The organism is Thioalkalivibrio sp. (assembly GCF_041685615.1).
In the GTDB taxonomy this organism is placed as follows: Bacteria; Pseudomonadota; Gammaproteobacteria; order Ectothiorhodospirales; family Ectothiorhodospiraceae; genus Thioalkalivibrio.
The window spans coordinates 25,661-28,153 of sequence record NZ_JAWLFK010000014.1 but is presented as its reverse complement, the minus strand read 5'-3'; the positions used below and the strand labels follow the sequence as shown (position 1 = coordinate 28,153).

The window sequence follows — 2,493 nt, the reverse complement described above, 5'->3', positions numbered from 1 at the left end:
GACTGGCTGCGCGAGCAGTTCGCCGAACTGGAGACCGATCGAGCGGATTCCTTCATCGACGCCGTGCTGGCCCTGGACGTGACCACGCTGATTGTGGACGACCCGGTCAAACGCGTGGACAACATGACCATGGCCTTCGGCCTGGAGGCCCGGGTGCCGTTCCTGGACCACGAGCTGGTGGAGACCGCCGCGGCGATGCCGCCGCACCTGAAGCTGGGCGATGGGGGCAAGGACGTCCTGCGCCGGATCGCGCGCGGCCGGTTGCCGGACGCGGTGATGGACCGGCCCAAGGGCTACTTTCCGGTGCCGGCGCTGAAGTACGTGCGTGGCGATTTCCTCGAGTTCATGCGCGACATCCTCACCTCGCGCGCCTCGCGCGAGCGGGGCCTCTATCAGCCGGCCTACATCGACAAGCTGCTGGATGCGCCCGACCAGTACTTCACCCGCATCCAGGGCTCCAAGCTCTGGCACGCGGCCCTGCTGGAGTACTGGTTGCAGACCCACGTGGACCGGTAATCGCCGTATGGAACGGGTGCGGATTCGGCGCGTCTACGACCCAGTCGACTCCGGGGATGGGGCGCGTGTGCTGGTCGACCGCCTGTGGCCGCGCGGAGTGAAAAAGTCGGCGCTCGCGCTGGATGCCTGGGAGAGGTCGCTCGCTCCGTCCACCGACCTTCGGCGCTGGTTCGGCCACGATGTGGAGCGCTGGCGCGAGTTCTGTCGCCGGTACCGGGCGGAACTGGGAGCGGCTCCCGAGGCCTGGGGCCGGTTGCTGGGGTATGCTCGTCGCGGCCGCCTGACGCTGCTGACGGCGACCCGGGACGTCGAGCACAGCCACGCGGTGGTCCTGCGCGATCTTCTCGACGCCGAACGGGTCGAGGAGGAACCAACGGACGAGCGTGCCTCGCCGGTATGCTTTGCCCCCGACGCGTCCGGACCGGATCCGGATTGATCGTGTCCCCTCAGGATTCCTTCAGGCGAGGCATCAGCATGGTGAGGTTGCAGGGCATGGTGCGGTCGTCGAGCTGGGCGCGGATGATGCGGTCCCAGGCCGTGCGGCAGGCGCCGGTGGAGCCGGGCAGGACGAAGATGTAGGTGCCGTTGGCGACGCCGGACAGGGCCCGCGACTGCAGGCTGGAGGTCCCGATCTCGTCGAAGGAGAGCATGCGGAACAGCTCGCCGAAGCCCTCGATGGTCTTGTCCAGCAGGACCGAGGCGGCCTCGGGGGTGCCGTCGCGGCCGGTAATGCCGGTGCCGCCGGTGGTCAGCACCGCGTCGATTTCGGGATCGGCGATCCAGCGCGAGAGTTCAGCGCGGATGGCGTAGACGTCGTCCTTCACGAGATTCCGCTCGGCCAGGCTGTGACCGGCACCTTCGAGGCGTTCCACCAGGGCGTCGCCGGAGCGATCCTCCGCGAGTTCGCGGCTGTCGGAGACGGTGAGCACGGCGATGCTCAGCGGCGTCCGGACGGGCGTGGTTTCCGGCGCGGAATCGGTCATGGCGACGTCCTGTTGGTGTATCGTGGCGCCCATATTAATGAGTTGCTGGAGTTCCGGGAATGTCGGAGCGGGTACAGAAGGTCCTGGCGGCGCGCGGGCTGGGTTCGCGGCGCGAGATCGAGGGCTGGATCGAGCGCGGCGAGGTGCAGGTGAACAACCGCACCGTGAAGCTGGGCGACCAGGTCGACGAGCACGACGTGATCCGCGTGCGAGGGCGCATCGTGCGGCGCCCGGAGCATCCACATCGGTGGATCGTGTATCACAAGCCGGTGGGCGAGATCTGCAGCCGCTCGGACCCCGAGGGGCGGCGGCCGGTGTTTGCCAGTCTGCCGCGGTTGAAGGGGCAGCGCTGGGTGGCCGTGGGACGGCTGGACCTGAATACCTCGGGCCTGCTGCTGTTTACCACCGATGGCGAACTGGCCAACCGGCTGATGCACCCGAGCATGGCGCTGGAACGCGAGTACGCGGTGCGCGTGCTGGGCGAGGTGCCGGTTGCCACGCTGGACATGCTGCGCGAGGGCGTGGAACTGGAAGACGGCCCGGCGCGTTTCGACAGCCTGGAGGAGCAGGGTGGGGAAGGCGCCAATCACTGGTATCACGTGATCGTGAGCGAGGGCCGCAACCGCCTGGTGCGGCGGCTGTGGGATGCCGTCGGAGTGACGGTGAGCCGCCTGATCCGCGTGCGCTACGGACCGGTCGTCCTTGGACGAGGCCTGAAGACGGGGGCGGTGCGGGATCTCGAGACCCGCGAGGTGGCCGGGCTGTACCAGGCGGTGGACCTGCCGGTTCCGGACTCCGTGCGCTCGCGCGGCCGCGGTGGGCTGCGCCGTGGCGCGCCAGGCAAACGGCCCGGCAAGCCGGTGGCCAAGGGCAAGTCGCGCAACAGCCGGGCAGCGCGCGAGGACGGCTGGAGTTCCTCGCCACCGAAGAAGCCGGCCAAGTCGTCATCCCCCGGCGGTCGCGGCGGGGCCCGGGGCGCGAAGCCCTCGGGGGG

General features: G+C 69.4%; 4 protein-coding genes. 3 read left to right on the top strand and 1 reads right to left on the bottom strand.

Annotated features, from left to right (window positions below):
* Both ACESLR_RS04625 and ACESLR_RS04620 read left to right on the top strand, forming a co-directional pair.
* Positions 1–516 (top strand): asparagine synthase-related protein (locus tag ACESLR_RS04625; RefSeq protein WP_373024616.1); only part of this gene is annotated, 516 nt, incomplete at its 5' end.
* 7 nt (positions 517–523) lie between these two features.
* Complete coding sequence (locus ACESLR_RS04620) at positions 524–952, top strand: DUF488 domain-containing protein (RefSeq protein WP_373024615.1); 429 nt, start codon at positions 524–526, stop codon at positions 950–952.
* Positions 953–962: 10 nt separating this feature from the next.
* Here the strand turns inward: ACESLR_RS04620 and moaB are convergent, their stop codons facing one another.
* A complete protein-coding gene (gene moaB, locus ACESLR_RS04615) occupies positions 963–1,499 on the bottom strand; it encodes a molybdenum cofactor biosynthesis protein B (protein ID WP_373066732.1) in 537 nt (178 codons plus the stop codon).
* A gap of 59 nt (positions 1,500–1,558) precedes the next feature.
* Here moaB and rluB point away from each other — a divergent pair.
* On the top strand, positions 1,559–2,493 hold a 935-nt coding region (gene rluB / locus ACESLR_RS04610), incomplete at its 3' end, for a 23S rRNA pseudouridine(2605) synthase RluB (protein ID WP_373066728.1).

Coding starts and splice junctions, on each gene's coding strand:
- ACESLR_RS04620 (WP_373024615.1), top strand. CDS start 524: ATGGAACGGGTGCGGATTCGGCGCGTCTACGACCCAGTCGACTCCGGG.
- moaB (WP_373066732.1), bottom strand. CDS start 1,499: ATGACCGATTCCGCGCCGGAAACCACGCCCGTCCGGACGCCGCTGAGC.